3 protein-coding genes are annotated in these 23,157 nt (G+C 65.2%); all 3 read left to right on the top strand.

Annotation, left to right across the window (positions count from 1 at the left end):
• Positions 1-9,081, top strand: a 9,081-nt coding sequence (locus tag HGO40_RS30525; protein WP_284739077.1) for a non-ribosomal peptide synthetase, incomplete at its 5' end; no start/stop codon positions are given.
• Positions 9,081-21,602: a non-ribosomal peptide synthase/polyketide synthase gene (locus HGO40_RS11760; protein ID WP_250963133.1), complete on the top strand. Its 12,522-nt coding sequence runs from the start codon at positions 9,081-9,083 to the stop codon at positions 21,600-21,602. The genes HGO40_RS30525 and HGO40_RS11760, both read left to right, overlap by 1 nt.
• 185 nt (positions 21,603-21,787) lie before the next feature.
• Complete coding sequence (locus tag HGO40_RS11765; RefSeq protein ID WP_250963134.1) at positions 21,788-22,750, top strand: alpha/beta hydrolase; 963 nt, start codon at positions 21,788-21,790, stop codon at positions 22,748-22,750.
• The last annotated feature ends 407 nt before the right edge of the window (positions 22,751-23,157 follow it).

The following is a 23,157-nucleotide window of genomic DNA, read 5'->3' on the forward strand; positions in this document are numbered from 1 at the left end:
CACAACGTGCTGCGCCTGTTCGAGGCCACCGAACCCTGGTTCAACTTCGGCGCGCAGGATGTCTGGAGCCTGTTCCATTCCTACGCGTTCGACTTCTCGGTCTGGGAAATCTTTGGCGCACTGCTCCACGGTGGCGAGTTGCTGATCGTGCCGTATGACATCAGCCGCTCACCGCAGCAGTTCCATGAACTGCTGTGCGACGCCGGGGGGACTGTGCTCAACCACAGACCGTCGGCGTTCAAGCAACTGATGCACGAAGCTTGCGCCGATGACCGGGCCAACGCCTTGCGCTACGTGGTGTTCGGCGGCGAGGCGCTGGACGTCAAGTCCTTGCGCCCCTGGTTCGAGCGCTTCGGCGATGCCGCGCCGCAACTGATCAACATGTACGGCATCACCGAAACCACCGTGCACGTGACCTACCGTCCGCTGTCGATAGCGGACCTGGAACAGGACGCCAGCAGCCCGATTGGCGAGCCGATTGCCGACCTGTCCTGGTATCTATTGGACGGCGATTTGAACCCGGTGCCAAAAGGTTGCATCGGTGAGTTGTACGTCGGTCGCGCAGGCCTGGCCCGGGGCTACCTGAATCGTGGCGACCTTACCGCGTTGCGGTTCATCCCCGACCCGTTCGGCGAAAGCGGCGCACGTTTGTACCGCACCGGCGATCTGGCGCAGTACCGCAGCGACGGCGTGATCGAGTACGTCGGTCGCATCGACCATCAAGTGAAGATCCGCGGTTTCCGCATCGAACTGGGCGAGATCGAAGCGCGCCTGAACGCCTTGGCTTCCGTGCGTGAAGCGTTGGTGCTGGCCCAGGATGGACCGAGCGGCCAGCAACTGGTGGCTTACGTGATCCCGGCCCGCGCCAGCGAAGCCCCAGCCGACCTGCGCGAGCAGATCAAGACTCAACTCAAAGCCGACCTGCCGGACTACATGGTGCCGACGCACCTGTTGTTCCTCGAACAATGGCCACTGACCGCCAACGGCAAGCTCGACCGCAAGGCCTTGCCCACCGCCGACGCCAGCCAGATCCAGCAGGACTACGTGGCGCCGCGAAGCGAGCTGGAACAACAGATCGCCGCGATCTGGCAAGACGTGCTCAAGGTCGAGCGGGTCGGCTTGAGCGATAGCTTCTTCGAACTGGGCGGCCACTCGCTGCTGGCGACGCAGATGGTGTCGCGCATTCGCCAGGCCCTCGGCCTGAACCTGCAACTGCGCCAGTTGTTCGAGAACGCCAGCCTTGAGGCTTGTGTGGCGGCGCTGATAGACGGCGACGTGGCACGGCCGGCGAGCATCCCGCGTCTTTCCCGGGACCAGGCGCCGCTGCCGCTGTCCTACGCCCAGCAGCGCCAGTGGTTCCTCTGGCAGATGGAGCCCGACAGCGCGGCGTACCACATTCCGGCGGCGCTGCGGATTCAGGGCAACCTGGACCTGGAGGCTTTGCAACAGAGTTTCGCCGCCCTGGTGCGGCGCCACGAAAGCCTGCGTACCACCTTCGACCAGGTCGATGAGCAAGCGTTCCAGGTCATTCACCCACAGATGAACCCGGTGGTAATCCCGCAGATGCTCGAGGGCGGCAATGAACAGATCCAGGCCTTCGTCCGCCAGCAGATCGCCCAGCCCTTCGACCTGCAAAACGGCCCGCTGCTGCGGGTCGGCCTGCTGCGGGTGGCGGCCGACGAGCACGTGCTGGTGCTGACCCAGCACCACATCGTCTCCGATGGCTGGTCGATGCAATTGCTGGTGCAGGAACTGATGCAGGGTTATGCCGCGTGCCGCCAGGGTGAGTCCCTGGCATTGGCCGAGCTGCCGATCCAGTACGCCGATTACGCGGTATGGCAACGTCAGTGGATGGACGCCGGCGAGCGGGAACGGCAACTGGCCTACTGGACCGATGTGCTGGGGGGCGAGCAGCCGTTGCTGGCGCTGCCCACCGACCGGCCGCGCCCGACCCAGCAGAGTTTTGCCGGCGCCCGCCTGGCGATCAACTTGCCGCAGGCCTTGGGCCAACGGCTGCGACAGCTGGCCCAGCGCGAAGGCTGCACGCTGTTCATGGTCTTGCTGGCCTCGTTCCAGGCCTTGCTGCACCGCTACAGTGGCCAGTCGGACATTCGTGTCGGCGTGCCCATCGCCAACCGCAACCGGGTGGAAACCGAAGGCCTGATCGGCTTCTTCGTCAACACCCAGGTGCTCAAGGCCGAGGTCGATCCGCAGCAGCGTTTCAGTGAATTGCTGGCGCAGGTCAAACAAGCGGCCATCGGCGCCGAGGCCCATCAGGACCTGCCGTTCGAACAACTGGTCGAAGCCCTGCGGCCTGAACGCAACCTGAGCCACAGCCCGTTGTTCCAGGTGTTGTACAACCACCAGAGTGTGGCTCGCCAGGCACTGCCGGCGCTGCCCGGTCTGCTGATCAAGGCCCAGGAATGGGAAAGCCAGACTGCCCAGTTCGACCTGACCCTCGACACCCTGGAAGCCGAGGGTGAACTGGGTGCGGCGCTGACTTATGCCACTGACTTGTTCGACGCCAGCACCGTGCAGCGCCTGGCCGAACACTGGCTGAACTTGCTGCACGGCATCGTCGCCAATCCCGGCCAACGTATCAGTGAATTGCCGTTGCTGACGGCCACCGAGCAACAGCAACACATCGCCCAATGGAACCCGACACCGCGCAGCTTCCCGGGCGAGGCCTGCCTGCATCAGCGCATCGCCGAACAGGCGCGCTTGCGTCCCGACGCCATCGCGTTGCGTTTCAACGCCCAAGTCCTGACCTACGGCGAACTCAACGCCCAGGCCAACCGCCGCGCCCATCAGTTGATCGCCCACGGCGTCGGCCCGGATGTGCTGGTGGGATTGGCCGCCGAGCGGGGCTTCGACATGCTGCTGGGCTTGCTGGCGATCCTCAAGGCCGGCGGCGCCTACGTGCCGCTGGACCCGACGTATCCCCAGGATCGTCTGGCCTACATGATGCAGGACAGCGGCATTCGCTTGCTGCTGACCCAAGCGGCCCTGGTCGATCAGTTGCCAGTGCCGGAGGGCGTGCAGACGCTGCTGCTGGATGCCGATGTCAGTGCTTTCACCGACAGCGATCCGCAGGTGGCGATGGACGCCGCGAACCTCGCCTACGTGATCTACACCTCCGGTTCCACCGGTAATCCAAAAGGCACCTTACTGCCGCACCACAACGTGCTGCGCCTGTTCGAGGCCACCGAACCCTGGTTCAACTTCGGCGCGCAGGATGTCTGGAGCCTGTTCCATTCCTACGCGTTCGACTTCTCGGTCTGGGAAATCTTTGGCGCACTGCTGCACGGTGGCGAGTTGTTGATCGTGCCGTATGACGTCAGCCGCTCACCGCAGCAGTTCCATGAACTGCTCTGCGACGCCGGGGTGACGGTGCTCAACCAGACACCGTCGGCGTTCAAGCAACTGATGCACGAAGCCTGCGCCGATGACCGGGCCAACGCCTTGCGCTACGTGGTGTTCGGCGGCGAGGCGCTGGACGTCAAGTCCTTGCGCCCCTGGTTCGAGCGCTTCGGCGATGCCGCGCCGCAACTGATCAACATGTACGGCATCACCGAAACCACCGTGCACGTGACCTACCGTCCGCTGTCGATAGCGGACCTGGAACAGGACGCCAGCAGCCCGATTGGCGAGCCGATTGCCGACCTGTCCTGGTATCTATTGGACGGCGATTTGAACCCGGTGCCAAAAGGTTGCATCGGTGAGTTGTACGTCGGTCGCGCAGGCCTGGCCCGGGGCTACCTGAATCGTGGCGACCTTACCGCGTTGCGGTTCATCCCCGACCCGTTCGGCGAAAGCGGCGCACGTTTGTACCGCACCGGCGATCTGGCGCAGTACCGCAGCGACGGCGTGATCGAGTACGTCGGTCGCATCGACCATCAAGTGAAGATCCGCGGTTTCCGCATCGAACTGGGCGAGATCGAAGCGCGCCTGAACGCCTTGGCTTCCGTGCGTGAAGCGTTGGTGCTGGCCCAGGAAGGACCGAGCGGCCAGCAACTGGTGGCTTACGTGATCCCGGCCCGCGCCAGCGAAGCCCCAGCCGACCTGCGCGAGCAGATCAAGACTCAACTCAAAGCCGACCTGCCGGACTACATGGTGCCGACGCACCTGTTGTTCCTCGAACAATGGCCACTGACCGCCAACGGCAAGCTCGACCGCAAGGCCTTGCCCACCGCCGACGCCAGCCAGATCCAGCAGGACTACGTGGCGCCGCGAAGCGAGCTGGAACAACAGATCGCCGCGATCTGGCAAGACGTGCTCAAGGTCGGGCGGGTCGGCTTGAGCGATAACTTCTTCGAGTTGGGCGGCGACTCGATTGTCTCCATCCAGGTGGTCAGTCGCGCCCGCCAGGCGGGCATCCGCTTTACGCCCAAGGACCTTTTTCAGCATCAGACCGTGCAGGCGCTGGCAGGTGTCGCCCAGACCGGTGGGGAAGCGTCGGCAATCGATCAGGCGCCGGCCGAAGGGTCGACGCCGCTGCTGCCGATTCAACAGGCGTTTTTCGCCGAGGCGATTCCCCAGCGTCATCACTACAACCAGTCGGTGCTGTTGCAACCGGCCAGTGCGCTGCAAGCATCTTTGGTGGAGCAGGCTTTGCAGGCGTTGGTGCTGCACCACGACGCCTTGCGTTTGTCCTTCAGTGAAACCGCCGAAGGTTGGCGCGCCGAGCACCGTGAGGTGGCGGCGCAACAGCAAGCTTGGGCGAACGACGGTTTGCTGTGGCAGCGTGACGTGGCTGATGCCAGCGCGCTGGAAACCCTCGCCAACCAGGCCCAGCGCAGCCTCGACCTGCACGCCGGGCCGCTGTTGCGCGGCGTCCTGGCGACCTTGGCCGATGGCAGCCAGCGCCTGTTGCTGGTGGTCCATCACCTGGCGGTGGACGGTGTGTCGTGGCGAATCCTGTTCGATGACCTGCAAACCGCCTACCAGCAGTTGCTCGCCGGCCAAAGGCTGCAACTGCCGGCCAAGACCAGCTCGGTCAAGGTGTTTGCCGAGCACTTGCAGGCCCACGCCCGCAGCGCGGAACTGCAGCTGCAATTGGCCTACTGGCAAGGGCAACTGCACGACGCCCCGACCGACCTGCCGTGCCTCGACCCCGAGGCGATCGGGCAAAACCATGAGGCCGTCACCGTTCATACACGGCTCGACGCGCACTTGACCCGGCAGTTGCTGCAAGAGGCGCCGGCGGCCTATCGCACCCAGGTCAACGACCTGTTGCTCACGGCCCTGGCCCGGGTGATCTGCCGCTGGACCGGTCATGACAGCCTGTTGCTGCAGCTCGAAGGCCATGGCCGCGAAGAGCTGTTCGCCAATGTCGACCTGACCCGCACGGTGGGGTGGTTCACCAGCCTGTTCCCGGTGCGGTTGTCGCCGGCCGTCGAACTGGCGGACTCGATCAAGTCGATCAAGCAGGGGCGGCGGACGATTCCCGACAAAGGCGTGGGGTTCGGTGCGCTGCGTTACCTGGGCGACGACGCCAGCCGGGCGGCCCTGGAAGCACTGCCGGTGCCGCGCATCCCGTTCAACTACCTCGGTCAGTTCGACGGCAGTTTCGATCAGGACCAAGGCGCGCTGTTCAGCCCGGCCAGCGAAAGCGCCGGTGACGAGCAAAGCCCGCTGACCACCTTGGGCAACTGGCTGACGCTCAACGGCCTGGTGTTCGCTGGCGCGCTGCGGTTGGGCGGGACGTTCAGCCAGCGACAGTTCGAGCCGGCGACCATCCAGCAATTGGCCGATGACTACGCCAGCGAGCTGGCGCTGTTGATCGCCCATTGCTGCGACCCGACGAACCAGGGCATGACGCCGACGGATTTCCCCCTGGCCGGCCTGACCCAGGCGCAACTCGATGGCCTGGCGCTGTCGGCGCGCGGCGTGGAAGACCTTTACCCGCTGGCACCGATGCAGCAGGGCATGTTGTTCCACAGCCTCTACGCGGCGGGCAGCGGCCAGTACATCAACCAGATGCGCCTGGACATCGAAGGCCTCGACCCCCGGCGTTTCGAGGCCGCCTGGCAAGCGGCGGTCGATGCCCATGACATTCTGCGCAGCAGTTTTATCTGGCAGGGCAGCGAGCGCCCGGTGCAGGTGGTGCACAAGCAGGTGCGCGTGCCGTTCGCTTCGCTGGACTGGAGCGCCCGCACTGATGCCAGCCAGGCCCTGGACGCGCTGGCGGATGCCGAGCGCGAGCAGGGCTTCGACCTGGCCTGCGCGCCGTTACTGCGCCTGGTGCTGGTGCGCACCGCCGAGCGGCGTTATCACCTGATCTACACCCATCACCACATCCTGATGGACGGCTGGAGCAACTCGCAGTTGCTCGGCGAGGTGCTGCAACGCTATGACGGCCAGGCCCCGCCGCGCCCGGCCGGGCGCTATCGGGACTACATCGCCTGGCTGCAAGGCCGCGACGCCCAGGCCAGCGAAACCTTCTGGCTGGCGCAACTGCAACCCCTGGAGGCGCCGACCCGTCTGGCCGAGACCCGTTTCGCGCCGCTGCAATCGGTGCTGGAAAGCAGCCACGCCAGTCACTATCACCACCTGACGCCGGAGCAGACCCAGCGCCTGAGCGAGTTCGCCCGCCAGCAGAAGGTCACCCTCAATACCGTCGTCCAGGCGACCTGGCTGTTGCTGCTGCAGCACTACACCGGCCACGCCACCGTGGCCTTCGGCGCCACCGTGTCGGGGCGTCCGAGCGAGCTCAAGGGCGTCGAGCAGCAGATCGGCCTGTTCATCAACACCTTGCCGGTCATCGCCAGCCCGCGTCCGGAGCAAGCGCTGAGCGGGCTGCTGCTACAGATCCAAGGCCAGAACGTGGCCTTGCGCGAGCACGAACATACGCCGCTGTTCGAGATCCAGCGCTGGGCCGGGCAGGGCGGCGACGGTTTGTTCGACACCTTGCTGGTGTTCGAAAACTACCCCGTGTCCCAGGCCCTGCAAGAGCAGGCGCCCTCGGGCTTGAGCTTCGGCAGCGTGGCCAGCCAGGAACAGTCTAATTTCCCGTTGACCCTGGCCGTCAATCTAACTGACATCCTGAGCCTGCACTTCACCTATGCCCATGCTGCTTTCCCTACACACACCGTCGAGCGCCTGGCTGAGCAGGTGGCACACGTGCTCGCGCAGATGGTGAGCCTGCCGGCTGGCGGTTGCGTGGGAGACATCCAACTGCTGGATGCGACGACCCGCGACAGGCTGCTGGGCGACTGGAACGCCACGTCGGTGGTGGAGCCACCTCGGCGCCTGGTCCATCAATGGATCGAGGCCCAGGCCCAAAGCAGCCCCGACGCGGTCGCCCTGGTCAGCGAGCAGGAAACGCTCACTTACGCCGAGCTCAATGCCTGGGCCAATCGCCTGGCCCATGGCTTGATCGAACGCGGCATTGGCCCCGATGTATTAGTGGGCCTGGCGTTGTCGCGCAGCGTGCAGATGGTGGTCGGCTTGCTGGCGGTGCTCAAGGCCGGTGGCGCCTACGTGCCGCTGGACCCGGCCTATCCCCGGGATCGCCTGGCGTACATGGTCGAGGACAGCGGCATCGCCTTGCTGCTCACCGAAACCGAGGTGCTGCCGCTGTTCGGCAACGCTGCCGTGGCCGCGCTGCTGTTGGATCAACCCGGGCAATGGCTGGCCGGCTACAGCGAGCGCGACCCTGGCGTGGTCATCGACGGCGAAAACCTCGCTTATGTGATCTACACCTCCGGCTCCACCGGCAAGCCCAAGGGCGTGACCTTGCGCCATGCCGCCCTGAGCAACCACATGGCGTGGATGCAAGGTTGCTTGAAACTGACGGCCGCCGACCGCGTCCTGCAAAAAACCGCGATCAGTTTCGATGCCTCGGTCTGGGAGTTCTGGCTGCCGTTGATGAGCGGCGCGCAACTGGTGCTCGCCAACCCGCACCTGAACCTCGACCTGACCACCCTCTGGGCCGACGTGGCGCGGTGGCGCATCAGCGTGCTGCAAATGGCGCCGTCGCTGTTGCAGGCGTTGCTGCCAGTGGCGACCCGCGAACAGCTGGCCTCCCTGCGCCTGCTGCTGTGCGGTGGCGAAGCCCTCAGCGCGCACCTGTCGCGCCAGGTCATGGCGCTGTTCGAGGGTGAACTGCGCAACCTGTATGGCCCGACCGAAGCGACCATCGACACCAGCAGCCATGCCGTGGTGCGCGACAGCGAGGACGACGCCGAGCGAATCATCGCCATTGGTCGTCCCATCGATAACGTGCGCACCTACGTGCTGGATGCGGCATTGCAGCCTTGCGCCGTGGGCGCCGTCGGCGAGTTGCACATCGCCGGTGATTCCCTGGCCCGTGGTTACCACCAGCGACCGGCCCTGAGCGCCGAGCGCTTCATTCCCGATCCGTTCGCCCCCGTTGCGGGCGGTCGCCTGTATCGCACCGGTGACCTGGCGCGTTATGGCGCGGACGGGGTGATCGAGTACCTCGGCCGGATCGACCATCAAGTGAAGATCCGTGGCCTGCGCATCGAACTGGGGGAAATCGAAGCGCGCCTGCAGGCCGATGCCGAGGTGCGCGATGCGGTGGTGCTGGCGCGGGACGACGTGAGCGGACCGAACCTGGTGGCCTATCTGGTCGGCCAGGACGGCTCCCTGGATTCGGCCAGCCTGGGCGACCGACTCAAGGCGCGACTGGCGGCCCAGGTGCCGGACTTCATGGTGCCGACCCATTGGGTCTTCCTCGACCGCTTGCCACTGACCCCCAACGGCAAGCTCGATCGCAAGGCCTTGCCGGCACCGGACACCCGTGCCCTGCAACCGGCTTACCTGGCGCCCCGGAGCGACCTGGAATGCCGGGTCGCGGCGATCTGGCAAGACGTGCTCAAGGTCGAGCAGGTCGGGCTGGGCGACGACTTCTTCGAGCTGGGCGGGCATTCGCTGCTGGTGGTGAGCGTGGTCTCGCGCCTGCAACTGGAACTGGGCCTGGCCTTGACCCCGCAACTGATTTTCCAATTCCCGGTACTCGGCGCGTTCGTGGCGCAACTCGAGCCTGCCGGCGAACCCATGAGTACGTCGAAATTGAGCAAGCTTGAAGCGCTGCTCGATGAATTTGAGGAGGTTTGATGGACACCGCTGTCGCACAACGTATTGCCAGGCGCTTCATAACGCTGCCGCTGGAAAAACGTCGCTTGTACTTGCAGAATATGCTCGAAGAGAACGTTTCCCCGGCGAACCTGCCCATTGCGCCTGTCAGTGCCGAGTTCGACACGTTGTCGCTGTCGTTTGCCCAGGAACGCCAATGGTTCCTCTGGCAGTTGGACCCCGACAGCGCGGCCTATCACATGCCCACGGCCCTGCGCTTGCGCGGGCCGCTGGACATCGCTGCCCTGGAGCAGAGTTTCACGGCGTTGGTGGCGCGTCACGAGAGCCTGCGCACCACCTTCCAGATCCATGGCGAGCAGGTCGTGCAGCAAGTGCACGCGGCGGCGCCGGTGCGTTTGCAGGCCGACACCCTGGAACCATTGCCGGACGAGACGCAGCTGCGCCGGTTGATCGAAGCAGAAACCCGCCAGCTCTTCGACCTGCAACAGGGGCCGCTGCTGCGCACGCGCCTGCTGCGGTTGGCGGCGGATGACCACGTGCTGATCGTGACCTTGCACCACATCGTTGCCGATGGCTGGTCGATGCAGGTGATGGTCGAGGAATTGGTCACCGGCTACGCCGCCTTCAGCCAGGGCCGCGCGCTGGAACTGCCGGCGCTGCCGATCCAGTACGCCGACTACGCCATCTGGCAGCGGCACTGGATGGAAGCGGGCGAGCGCGAACGCCAGTTGGAATACTGGACCGCACGCATGGGGGGCCAGCAACCGGTGCTGGAGCTGGCGACCGACTTCCCCCGTCCGGCGGTGATGAGCTATCGCGGCGCGCGGCTGCAGCTCGCCATCGACGCGGTGCTGGCCGGCGACCTCAAGCACATGGCCCAGCGTGAGGGCGTCAGCCTGTTCATGATTTTGCTGGCCTCGTTCCAGGCGCTGCTGCATCGCTACAGCGGCCAGAACGACATCCGCGTCGGCGTGCCGACGGCCAACCGCAACCGGGTCGAGACCGAGCGCCTGATCGGCTTTTTCGTCAATACCCAGGTGCTCGACAGCGATGTGCAGAGCGAGGATGCGTTTGGCGCCTTGTTGCAACAAGTGAAACAGACAGCCCTGGGCGCCCAGGCTCACCAGGAGCTGCCGTTCGAGCAATTGGTGGAAGCGTTACAGCCTGAGCGCAACCTGAGCCACAGCCCGCTGTTCCAAGTGATGTTCAACCACCGGACCCAAGGCCCGGCGGGCGAGGGGCCGGTCGGTGCGTTGCAAGTCGAGGGGCTGAGCTGGGACTCGCACACGGCACAATTCGACCTGACCCTGGAAACCGTCGAGCATGGCGAAGGCCTTTCGGCTGCACTGATCTATGCCACCGACCTGTTTGGCGCCGAGACGATTGCGCGCATGGCCGGGCATTGGCAGAACCTGTTGCGCGCCATCGTGGCCGACCCGGCACAGCGCATCGGTGAATTGCCGTTGCTCGACGCGGCCGAGCGCCAGGCCTTGCTCGACGACGGCCAGCGCACCGCGGTGCCGGCGCCCGAGGCGGGTTTTGTCCACCAACTATTCGAAAGACAAGCGGCGCGCACCCCGGACGCTCCGGCGCTGGTGATCGACGGCGAGCGCTGGAGCTACGGCCAACTCAATGCCCGGGCCAATCAACTGGCGGGGAAACTGCAGAGCCTCGGCGTGACTTCCGACGTCTTGGTGGGCATTGCCGTGGAGCGCAGCGCGCACATGCTGGTGGGCCTGCTGGCGATCCTCAAGGCCGGCGGCGCTTACTTGCCGCTGGACCCGGCGTTCCCCCAGGATCGCCTGGCGTACATGATCGAAGACAGCGGCATCGAGCTGCTGCTGACCCAACGCTCGTTGCTCGACCAGCTACCGCTGTCCTGTGGGAGCGAGCTTGCTCGCGATGGCGGTGGTGCAGTGAATGACGATGTTGGGTGTGCCGACGCTATCGCGAGCAAGCTCGCTCCCACAGGGGGCGGGGTTGGCGTTAAGACATTGATATTGGACCAGGAGGGTGACTGGCTCGACGGCTATGGCTGCGAGGCGCCGGCGACGCGCCTGGATGCGGAGCACCTGGCCTACGCGATCTACACCTCCGGCTCCACCGGCAAGCCCAAGGGCGTCATGGTGCGCCACGGCGCGCTGACCAACTTCGTCGCGAGCATGGCCAAGGCACCGGGCATGACGGCCCAAGATCGGGCGTTGTCGCTGACCACGTTCTCGTTCGATATTTTCGGCCTGGAAATCTACGTGCCGCTGATGGTCGGCGCATGCATCGTGCTGACCGGCCACCACGTCGCCCAGGACCCGTACGCGGTGTTGGCATTGATCGAGGCCGAGCAGGTCAATGTGCTGCAGGCCACGCCGTCGACCTGGCGCATGTTGCTGGACAATGAACACGCCCAGGGGCTGCGCGGCTGCAAATGCCTGTGCGGGGGCGAGGCGTTGCCCCGGGAACTGGCCGTGCGCATGCTCGCCCTCGGCGGTGAAGTGTGGAACCTCTACGGCCCGACGGAAACCACCATCTGGTCGGCCTTGCACCCGTTGCAAACCCAGGCCGCGCAACCGTGGCTCGGCGGGCCCATCGACAACACCACGCTGTACATCGTCGGTGCCGACCTGATGCCGGTGCCTTATGGCGTGGCCGGGGAATTGCTGATCGGCGGCCAGGGCCTGGCCCGTGGTTATTTCCAGCGCCCGGCGCTGACCGCCGAACGCTTCGTGCCCCATCCGTTTGTCGCCGGCGAGCGCCTGTATCGCACCGGTGACCTGGCGCGCCAGCGTGCCGACGGGATCCTCGAATACCTCGGGCGCATCGACCATCAAGTGAAGATCCGCGGCTTTCGCATCGAGCTGGGAGAGATCGAGGCACGCCTGCTGGAACAGGACAGCGTGCGCGAAGCGGCGGTGCTGGCCCAGGACGCGCCGGGCGGCCAGGCGTTGGTGGCGTACATCGTGCCGAGTACAGAGCTGAGTGACCTGGACGCCACCGCCCAGAGCGGCCTGCGCGACAGCCTCACCACACGGCTCAAGGTCAACCTGCCCGACTACATGGTGCCGTCCCACGTGGTGCTGTTGCCGCGCTTCCCGCTGACGCCCAACGGCAAGCTGGACCGCAAGCAATTGCCCAAGCCCGATGCCAGCCAATGGCAGAAAACCTATGTCGCGCCGCAGACGTCCATGCAGCAGGCGGTGGCGACGATCTGGGCGGATATCCTCAAGGTCCAGCGGGTCGGCCTGGACGACAGTTTCTTTGAACTGGGTGGCCACTCCTTGCTGGCGACCCAGGTGATGTCACGGATTCGCCAGCAACTGAATATTCAGGTGCCGTTGCGCCTGTTGTTCGGCCATCACAGCCTGCGGGCGTTTGTCGAGGCCATGGGCACGGCATCGGCGCACGATGAAGCGAGCATCCCTCGCATTGCTCGCGACCAGCCGCTGGCGCTCTCTTTTGCCCAGCAACGGCAGTGGTTCCTCTGGCAACTGGAACCCACCAGCAGCGCCTATCACATTCCCACAGCGCTGCGTTTGCGCGGCGCCCTCGACCGTGTCGCGCTGCAACAGAGCTTCGATGCCCTGGTGGCGCGTCACGAGAGCCTGCGCACCCGCTTCGTGCTCGACAACGAGCGCCCCCTGCAAGTGATCGACGAACCGGCGCCGCTGGCCCTGGCGGTCGAATCAATCGACGCCACTGTCGATGACCAGGCCTTGCGCGGCTTGATCGAAGCCGAAACCCGGCAGTTGTTCGATTTGCAGCGCGGCCCGTTGCTGCGGGTCAAGTGGCTGCAACTGGGCGCTGATGACCATGTGCTGATCCTGACCCAGCACCACATCGTCTCCGACGCCTGGTCGATGCAGATCATGGTCGACGACCTGCTGCAGTTGTACGCAGGTTTCAGCCAGGGCCAGGCCGTGGAACTGGCGCCGCTGCCGATCCAGTACGCCGACTACGCGCACTGGCAGCGGCAATGGCTGGCGGCGGGGGAGCAGCAGCGTCAACTCGATTACTGGATCGAGCAGTTGGGCGGCGAGCAACCGATTCTCGAACTGCCGACCGACCATCCGCGCCCGGCCCAGCAAAGTTATCGCGGCGCACGGCTGCCCATCGTCATCGAACCGGCGTTGGCCGAAGGCCTCAAGCGCCTGGCCCAGCAGCACAACAGCACGCTGTTCATGCTCTTGCTCGCCGGCTTGCAGACCTTGTTGCACCGCTACAGCGGCCAGGACGACATCCGCGTCGGCGTGCCGATTGCCAACCGTAACCGGGTGGAAACCGAGCGCCTGCTGGGCTTCTTCGTCAACACCCAAGTGCTCAAGGCCGACATCGACGGCAACCTGCGATTCGACCAGTTGCTCGATCAGGTCAAGCAACGCGCATTGGGTGCCCAGGCCCACCAGGACCTGCCATTCGAACAACTGGTGGAACGGCTGGAGCCAGCGCGCAACCTGAGCCACACGCCGTTGTTCCAAGTGATGTTCAACCATGCCAGCGATGCCCGCCGGGACCTGTCGGCGTTGCCGGGCCTGAACCTGGAGCAACTGACCTGGGATGCAGGCACCGCCCAGTTCGACCTGACCCTGGACACCTTCGAATACGCCGATGGCCTCAGCGCCGCGCTGACCTACGCCAGCGACCTGTTCGAGCCGAGCACCATCGCCCGCCTCGGCGAGCACTGGCGGAACCTGTTGCGCGCCATCGTCGCCAATCCGCCCCAGCGCATCGCCGCACTGCCGATGCTGGACGGGGCGCAGCGGCGCCTGATCGTCGAGGACTGGAACCGCACCTTCGCCGATTACCCGAACCATCTCCCGGTGCATCAGTTGATCGAAGCCCAGGTCGAGCGTGACCCCCACGCCGAGGCGCTGGTGTTCGAAGGGCAGTCGCTGAGCTATGCCCAGCTCAACGCCCGCGCCAACCAGTTGGCCCACGCCTTGATCGCCCGCGGCGTCGGCCCGGATGTGCTGGTGGGCATCTCGGTGCAGCGCAGCGTGGAAATGGGCGTTGGCCTGCTGGCGATCCTCAAGGCCGGCGGCGCCTACGTGCCGCTGGACCCGGACTACCCGCCGGAGCGCCTGGCCTACATGATCGAGGACAGTGGCATCGAGTTGCTGCTGACCCAAGGCTCATTGCTCAATCAGCTACCCCTGTCCTGTGGGAGCGAGCTTGCTCGCGATAGCGGTGGTTCAGTCAATGGCGATGTTGAAGGTGAGGGCCTCATCGCGAGCAAGCTCGCTCCCACAGGGAGGGGGGGCCTCAAGGCATTGGTGCTGGATGGGGACGACGACTGGCTGCGAGACAATGCCACCGACAATCCACCACGCCGGGCCGTCGCCGAGAACCTCGCCTACGTGATCTACACCTCCGGCTCCACTGGCAAGCCCAAGGGCGCCGGCAACAGCCATGGCGCGCTGACCAACCGCTTGTGCTGGATGCAACAGGCCTATGGCCTGGGGGCCGGTGACAGCGTCCTGCAGAAGACACCGTTCAGTTTCGACGTGTCGGTCTGGGAGTTCTTCTGGCCGTTGATGACCGGCGTGCGCCTGGTCGTCGCGGCACCGGGCGATCATCGCGACCCGCAAAAACTGGTCAGCCTGATCGAACGGGAAACCATCACCACCCTGCATTTCGTGCCGTCGATGCTGCAAGCGTTTGTGCTCGACACCAACGTCAGCCGTTGCACCAGCCTGGCTCGCATCGTCTGCAGCGGCGAAGCCCTGCCGGTGGATGCCCAGCAGCAGGTGTTCGCCAAGTTGCCCAATGCCCGGCTGTATAACCTCTACGGTCCGACCGAAGCGGCCATCGACGTGACCCATTGGACCTGCCGCGACGAAGGGCGCGATGCGGTGCCCATTGGCGAGCCGATTGCCAACCTGATGACCTACATCCTCGACGATGAGCTGAACCCGGTGCCGAGCGGCGTCAACGGCGAGCTGTACCTCAGTGGCCAGGGCCTGGCCCGCGGTTATCATCGCCGTCCCGAACTGACCGCCGAGCGTTTCGTCGCCAGCCCGTTCGTGGCCGGCGAGCGGCTGTACCGCACCGGCGACCTGGCGCGTTATCGCCCGGACGGGGTGATCGACTACATCGGCCGGATCGACCATCAGGGGAAGGTCCGCGGGTTCCGTATCGAGTTGGGGGAAATCGAAGCACGTTTGCTCGAACACGGGGCGGTGCGCGAAGCGGTGGTGGTGGCCCAGGACAGCCGCAGCGGCAAGGTGCTGAGCGTCTACGTGGTCGCCCAGGCCGAGGCAACCGGCGCTTGGTCCCAATTGCGTGAAGCGCTGCTGGCCCATTTGCGCCTGAGCCTGCCGGAACACATGGTGCCGACGCACCTGACCCGCCTGGAACACATGCCACTGAGCCCGAACGGCAAGCTCGACCGCAAGGCGCTGCCGGCGCCGGACCTGGCCGAGCGCCAAGAGGCGTTCACCGCACCGGTCAACGCCACCGAGCGGGCGCTGGTGCAGATCTGGCAAGGGGTGCTCGGCGTCGAGCGGGTGGGCACCGCCGACAACTTCTTCGCCCTGGGCGGCGACTCGATCAACTCGATCCAGGTGGTCAGCCGGGCGCGTGCCCAAGGCATCGGCCTGACCCCCAAGGACCTGTTCCTGCATCAGAACATCCAGGCCCTGGCGCGGGTCGCCACCGCCACCGACGAAGGGCTGATCGACCAGGGGCCGGTCACCGGCGACAGCCTGCTGGTGCCGATGCAGCACTGGTTCTTCGCCAGTGATATCCCGCACCGCGATCACTGGAACCAATCGGTCCTGCTGACCCCGCGCGAACCGCTGGGCATCGCGCACCTGCAACAGGCCCTCGCTCACGTGGTGGCCCATCACGATGCCTTGCGCCTGCGGTTCACCCGGGCCGACGATGGCCGTTGGCACGCCAGCCATCAGCCCATGGATGAGCAGCCCCTGGAGATCTGGCAGCGCACTGCGCAGGATGCCACCGAGATCGTCGCCATCGCCGACCAGGCGCAACGCAGCCTCGACCTGCAACACGGCCCGTTGCTGCGTTGCAGCCTGATCGCGGTGCAGGACGGCAGTGCGCGCCTGCACCTGGCGATTCATCACTTGGTCATGGACGGCGTGTCGTGGCGGGTACTGCTGGAAGACCTGCAAAACGTCTATCGCCAACTGCGGGCGAACCAGGCGCCGGCCTTGCCGGGCAAATCCACGGCGTTCAAGGCCTGGGCCGCCCGGTTGCAGGACTACGCCCACAGCGAAACTCTGAACAAGGAACTGGATTACTGGGTCGGGCAATTGGATCAGCCCTTGCCGCCGTTGCCACGGGCCCGTCCCGAGGGCAGCCAGGCTGCGGTCCATGGCCGTTCGGTGAGCACGCGCCTGGATGCCAACCAGACCCAGCGTTTGCTCAAGCAAGCGCCGACGGCCTATCGCACCCAGGTCAACGATTTGCTGCTCAGCGCACTGGCGCAAGTGGTCTGCCAATGGACCGGGCAACCGGCCTGCCTGGTGCAGCTCGAAGGCCATGGCCGCGAAGAGCTGTTCGAGGGCGTCGACCTGAGTCGCACCGTCGGTTGGTTCACCAGCCTGTTCCCGGTGTTGCTGACGCCGGCGAGCGACCCGGCCGAGTCGATCAAGCGGATCAAGGAACAACTGCGCGCAGTGCCGAACAAGGGCCTCGGGTATGGCGTGCTGCGTTACCTCGGCGCCGAAGCGGTCCAGCAACGGCTGGCAAAACTGCCGCCAGCGCGCATCACCTTCAACTACCTGGGGCAGTTCGACCAGAGCTTCGATGAGCAGGCACTGTTCGTCCCGAGTGAGGAGGGCAGTGGCGCGGGGCACGGCGACGACGTGGCGCTGGGCAACTGGCTGACCATCGACGGGCGGATTTTCAACGGCCAGTTGTCCCTCGATTGGAGCTTCAGTGGCGATGTCTTCGACGAGGCCACGCTCCAGCAGTTGGCCGATGCCTACGCGGTGGCGTTGCAGCAACTGATCGACCATTGCTGCACCGACGGACACTTGGGCCTGACACCTTCCGACTTCCCGCTGGCGCGCCTGAGCCAGGCGCAACTCAACGGCCTGCCGGTGCCGGTGGCGCAGGTGGAGGACATCTATCCACTGTCGCCGATGCAGGACGGCATGCTGTTCCATACCCTGGCCGACGACAGCTCCGGCTTGTACATCAACCAGATCAGCCTGCCGGTGCACGGCCTGGACACCGAGCGTTTTGCCCGGGCCTGGACCTCGGTGATCGAGCGCGAGGACATCCTGCGCACCAGTTTCCACTGGCAGGATGGCTTGAGCGCGCCAGTGCAAATCGTCCATCGCCACGTTGAATTGCCGCTGCTGGTCGAAGACTGGCGTGGACAGGACATCAGCGAGCAGGCGATCAGCGCCCGGGCGACCGCCGATTACCTGGCCGGTTTCGACTTGAGCCGCGCGCCCCTGCAACGGGTGCTGTTGCTGCGCCTGGAAGATGATCGCTACCAGATGATCTGGACCTGCCACCACATCCTCATGGATGGCTGGAGCAGTTCGCGGTTGTTCGGTGAAGTGCTGCAATTCTACGCCCACGGGCAGGTGCCCAACCGCAATGGTCGCTATCGCGAGTTCATCGAATGGCTGCAACGCCAGGACCAGGGTGCGCTGGAACGCTTCTGGCGCAGCCGCCTCGATACCCTGGAGCAGGCGACCTCCCTCAACCAGGCGATGTTCCCCCGGCATGTCGAGGCACTGCCGGGGCACGAGGCGTTGTATTCGCGCTGGGACGTGACGCAGACCGCTCGCCTGCAACAGGCCTGCCGCGCCTTGCAGATCACCCCCAATACCTTGATCCAAGGGGCGTGGCTGCTGTTGCTGCAACGCTTTACCGGGCAGGACACCGTGGTCTTCGGCGCCACCGTCGCCGGGCGTCCGGCGGGGCTGGTCAACGCCGATAACATTCTCGGCCTGTTCATCAACACCTTGCCGGTGATCCAGACCCTGGATCCCGAGCAACCACTGGATCAATGGCTGCAACAGTTGCAGGCCTACAACCTGGACCTGCGTGAGCATTCCCATGCGCCACTGGCGGACATCCAGCGCTGGTCGGGCCTCGGCGGGCAGGGCTTGTTCGACAGCATCATCGTGTTCGAGAACTACCCCATCGACGAACGCCTGGGCGAGCAGCAGGACACCGGCCTGAGCTTCGGCGAGTCGCGCAACCATGACGTGACCAACTTCCCGATGGACCTGGCGGTGAACCTGGGCGAAACGTTGTCCATCGAGTACCTGTTCCTGCGCAACGCCTTCAGTATCGAAGCGGTGGAACGCATCCGCCGGACGATGGAAGACACCCTGGAAGCGATGATCCATGCACCCCACGCGTGCCTGGGCAATTTGCAGCGCTTGTCGGTGGAACAATGGCAGGCCTTCGAACAATGGAGCGCGGCGCCGAACGGCTGCTATCAGTCGCAGTTGTTGCCGGAGCTGATTGGCCGGCATGCCCAGTCGCGACCGCAGGCCACGGCGCTGGTGTGTGGCGACGATTCGTTGAGTTACGGCGAACTGGAGTGCCGGGCCAACCGCCTGGCCCACCGCGTGATCGAACTCGGCGCCGGCCCGGAAGTGGTGGTCGGCGTGGCCCTGGAGCGTTCGGTGGACATGGTCGTGGCGCTGCTGGCGGTGATGAAAAGCGGCTCGGCGTATGTGCCGCTGGACATCGATTATCCACCCGAGCGCCTGGCGTTCATGATCGACGATTCGGCCATGGCGCTGTTGCTGACCCACAGTTCGGTACAGGCACTCCTGCCTGATTTCAACGGTTTGCCGCGCCTGGCCATCGACGGTTTCGACAGCCGTGGCTATAGCGATCAGCCGCCGCGCAGCGGTTTGCTCGGCGGCAACCTGGCTTACCTGATCTACACCTCCGGTTCCACCGGTCGACCCAAAGGCGTCGCCGTGGCGCACGGGCCGATGAGCATGCACTGCCAGGCCATCGCCGGGCTGTATGACATGGACGAGGACACTCGTGAATTGCACTTCATGTCGTTCGCTTTCGACGGTGCCCATGAACGCTGGCTAAGCACGTTGTTCAGCGGCGGCACCCTGGTGATTCGCGACGGCGCGCTGTGGACACCGGAGCAGACCTTCGACGCCTTGCACCGCCATGGCATTACCATCGCCTGCTTCCCGCCGGCCTACCTCAAGCAACTGGCCGAATACGCCGCCCACAGCCAACTGGCGCCACCGCCGGTGCGGGTGTACTGCTTCGGCGGCGATGCGGTGCCGGACCAGACCTTCGAGCAAGTGAAGGCGGCGCTGCGCCCGCAATTTTTCACCAACGGCTACGGCCCGACGGAAACCGTGGTCACCCCCATGCTGTGGAAGGTGCCGGCCAGCCAACGTTGCGAGGCCGCCTACGCGCCGATCGGGCGTGCGGTGGGCGAGCGCGCCTTGTATGTGCTCGACGACCACCTCAACCCGTTGCCGCCGGGCATTGCCGGCGAGTTGTACATCGGTGGCGCGGGCATCGCCCGTGGTTATCACCGTCGCCCGGACCTGAGTGCCGAGCGCTTCGTGCCGGACCCGTTCGGCCAGCCGGGCGATCGCCTGTATCGCAGCGGCGACCTGGTGCGCCAGCGCGCCGACGGCGTGCTCGATTACGTCGGGCGTATCGACCACCAGATCAAGGTGCGGGGCTTCCGCATCGAACTGGGGGAAGTCGAGGCCAGCCTGCGGCAACTGGACGACGTCAGCGATGCGTTGGTGATCGCCCGGGACAGCACCTCGGGCAAGCAACTGATCGGCTACGTGGTTACCCCCGATGGCGTGGCCATCGGCGATCGGCTCAAGGCCGAGCTGCGGGCGCAATTGCCGGACTACATGGTGCCGGCCCAGGTGATCTGCCTGGAGGCGTTGCCGGTCACGCCGAACGGCAAGCTCGATCGCCAGGCCCTGCCGGAGCCGGAGTTCAAGGGCAGCGAGTATGTGCCGGGGCGCAACCGCGATGAGCAACTGTTGGCCGAGGTCTGGGCTGAGGTGTTGCAAGTCGAGCGGGTGGGTATCACCGACAATTTCTTCGAATTGGGCGGTGACTCGATCCTCAGCCTGCAAGTGGTCTCGCGGGTACGCAACCATTCGGAACTGAAGATGGAGCTCAAGTTGCGGGACCTGATGCGTGGCCAGACCATCGAGGCGATTTTCGACCAGCGTTCGAACCCGCGCGCCGTGACGGCCGAGGATGTGACCCAGGTGGCCGCCGAAGGGCAGTTCAACCTGATTCCGATCCAGCAGTGGTGGTTTGACCAGCGCATGAGCGAACCCCATCACTACAACCAGGCACTGATGCTGCGGGCCCGCCAAGGGTTGAACCTGACGGCGTTGGAATTGGCGTTGCGCGGCATGATGCAGCAGCACGACGCCTTGCGCCTGCGCTTCAGCGAAGCCGGCGGACGTCACCTGCAGCATTACCAGGCGCTGGAAGACATGCAGGCGCAGTGGGCCAGCGAACCCTTGCTGTGGCAGCACAGCGTGGCCGATGAGGCTGAACTGGAGTTGTACGCCGAACAGGTGCAACGCAGCCTCGATCTGCACAACGGCCCGGTGTGGCGCACCGCGCACGTGACCTTGGGCAACGGTGAAATCCGCGTGTTGATGGTCATTCATCACCTGGTCATCGACACGGTGTCGTGGCGTTTGCTGCTGCAGGATTTGCAGACCGCTTATACGGCCTACAGTGAGGGCCAGGCACCGAACCTGCCGATTCGCACCAGCAGCTACCGGGCCTGGGCCGAGGGCCTGCAAGCCTATGCGCTGGATTATCCGGCGCAGGAAAAAGCCTGGTGGCTGGAACAGATCGACCAGCCGGGCAGCGAGTTGCCGTGTGACAACCTGCGGGGCAAGAACCAGGTGCAGTACCAGTCGGTGGCGCATTTGAGCTTGTCGGAGCAGCACACCCAGCAGTTGCTCAAACAAGTGCCGGCGGTCTACCAGACGCAGATCAACGACGTGTTGATGGCGGCGCTGAGCCGGGTGTTGTGCCGTTGGAGCCAGCAGCCTTCGGTGCTGATCCAGTTGGAGGGGCATGGTCGCGAGGACTTGGTCAAGGACATCGACCTGAGCCGCAGCCTGGGCTGGTTCACCAGCATGTTCCCGGTGCGACTGGCCCCGAACCCTGAAGCCGATATCGGCACGTCGGTGCGGGCGGTGCAGCGGCAGTTGGCCGCGGTGCCGAACAAGGGCTTGGGCTACGGTGTGTTGCGCTACATGAGCGGCGAGCCGATGGCCGCCACCTTGGGGCGTGCGCCCCAGGCCCGGGTGACCTTCAACTACCTGGGGCAGTTTGACCAGAGCTTCGACGACAAGGCATTGCTGGTGCCGGCGGCGGAAAGCTACGGCAGCTGCTACAGCCCCCATGCCGCGCTCGGTAACTGGCTGGAAGTGGTGGGGCAGGTGTACGACGGGCGCCTGGCGCTGCGTTGCATCTTCAGCACCCGCCGCTACCGTGCCGAGACTGTCGAGGGTTTGATGCGTGCGTACCAGGAGGAACTGGAAGCGTTGATCGAGCACTGCGTGGCGCAGGCGGCTTAAATCTTGCCTCTGTGGCGTGGGAGCTTGCTCCCGCTGGGTCGCGAAGCGGCCCCAAGCATTTTGTCTTGGAACAAAAACTTGGGCCTGCTGCGCAGTCCAGCGGGAGCAAGCTCCCTCGCCACAGGGTTTTGCATGAGCCTGAGGGCTCATCTTTTACCCCTGGTTTTTCATAAGGAACCCCTGCGATGTCCCTGCATCCGGAACTCAATGCCTTCCTCGACCTGGCCGAAGAAAGCCAGGCCGAGGGCCCCGGGCCGTTTCACCTGTCGACACCGGCCCAGGCCCGCGAGGCGTTCGAGCGCACCACGGTGCAATTGCGCTGGAGCGCTCCGGCGAATGTGCAGTGCGCCGCTCACTCATTCACGACCCGTGACGGCGTGACGCTGGCGCTGCGCCTGTACCGTCCCGCCACGGCTTCGGCCCAGGCGCTGCCGGTGCTGGTGTACTTTCACGGCGGTGGTTATGTGGTCGGCAGCCTGGACTCCCACGACGGCGTCTGCCGCGAATTCTGCGCGCGGACACCCTGCGCGGTGTTGTCGGTGGGCTATCGCCTGGCCCCGGAACACACTTTCCCGACCCCGCTGAACGACGGCGCCGATGCCCTCGACTGGCTGGCCCGGCGGGCCCACACCGAGGGTTTGGATATCAGCCGCGTGGCGTTCGGCGGCGACAGTGTCGGCGCGACCCTGGCGACGGTGCTGGCGCTGCAATCGGCCTTGGAACCCGCCTCCCTGGCGGTCAAGCCGTGCTTTCAATTGCTCTGCTACCCGGTGACCGATGCGTCCACCAGCAGCCCGTCCACCGAGTTGTTCGGCGAAGGTTATCTGCTGGAGAGCGACACCCTCGAGTGGTTCTACCGGCACTACGCCAATGAGCCCACCGATCGCCTGGACTGGCGGTTCTCGCCGTTGCTGGCGCCCGGTTACCCAGGCCTGGCCCCGGCCCTGATCGCCCTGGCCGGCCATGACCCGCTGCTGGACGAAGGCCGCGCCTACGCCCGGCGTTTGCAGGAGCAGGGGGTGAGCGTGGAACTGATCGAATACACCGGCCTGATCCACGACTACCTGCGCTTGCAGAGCGTGGTGCCGGAGATTGACGAGGTGTATGGGCAACTGAGCCAGGCGCTGCGGGTTGCACTGACTGCCTGAAGGCCCACCGTTCCCTGTGGGGTGGCCTCAGGATTTGCACACGCCACAAATCCCTTGTGGGAGCGAGCTTGCTCGCGAAAGCGGTGGGTCAAACGACATCGATGTTGACTGTACTGCCGTCTTCGCGAGCAAGCCCGCTCCCACAGTGTTTTTGGGATGACTTCAAGATTTGCAGGCACAAAAAAACCGGGCCAGGCCTAATGCCTGTCAGTTAAGTGGATAGCACGGGCAAACACACAAACCGTGGCGAGGGAGCTTGCGCCCGCTGGGCTACGTAGCAGCCCCAAAAACAGGGCCGCGTCGCGCCCCAGCGGGAGCAAGCTCCCTCGCCACAGGGTTACTGCCGGGCTTTATTTCGCTTAACTGATCGGCATTAGGACCAGGCCCGGTTTTTTTGTGTGCGGTAT

Source organism: Pseudomonas sp. CG7, from assembly GCF_023701885.1.
Classification (GTDB): domain Bacteria; phylum Pseudomonadota; class Gammaproteobacteria; order Pseudomonadales; family Pseudomonadaceae; genus Aquipseudomonas; species Aquipseudomonas zanjanensis.

Bases quoted from the DNA above. Each gene is read 5' to 3' on its own strand.
- HGO40_RS11760 (WP_250963133.1), top strand. From the start codon at position 9,081: ATGGACACCGCTGTCGCACAACGTATTGCCAGGCGCTTCATAACGCTG.
- HGO40_RS11765 (WP_250963134.1), top strand. From the start codon at position 21,788: ATGTCCCTGCATCCGGAACTCAATGCCTTCCTCGACCTGGCCGAAGAA.